This window comes from Pseudomonas viridiflava (assembly GCF_900602065.1).
Taxonomy (GTDB): Bacteria; Pseudomonadota; Gammaproteobacteria; order Pseudomonadales; family Pseudomonadaceae; genus Aquipseudomonas.
The window spans coordinates 1-382 of sequence record NZ_UWFN01000080.1 but is presented as its reverse complement, the minus strand read 5'-3'; the positions used below and the strand labels follow the sequence as shown (position 1 = coordinate 382).

General features: G+C 61.8%; 1 pseudogene. It reads right to left on the bottom strand.

What is annotated here, in order from left to right:
• Window positions 1-382, bottom strand: a pseudogene (locus EE949_RS01350) (glycosyl transferase family 2); the annotation flags it as partial.

Here is a 382-nt window from a genome sequence, read left to right as displayed (position 1 = left end):
CGGACGCCTCGTCCATTGCCGATATCAGGGTGTGGGCGAATGCTTCACGCGCGGCGCGGGCCTTGGGGTCGATATGCTTGACCGCGCCCGAGACGGCACCGCCCAGACGTGTCTGCGCGTCCTTGTCCAACGCATGATGCAGCGCATAGGGGATCGGCAGTATTCGCAGTTTTGCGGCGGCCGCCAAATAAGTCATGTAGCCGAGTTCCTGCCAGTGCAACTCGGTCTGCTCTGTCACCGTGGAAAACCAGCGACGAGCCAGTTCGGTACGGGTCACGGCGTTGAGCAACGAGATCCCCTGCCCCAAAAAGCTCAATAACCGTTCTGCGGATGACTCGCTGGCATAACCCTCGGCGATCCGGCGATCCCGGCGCGTGTAATC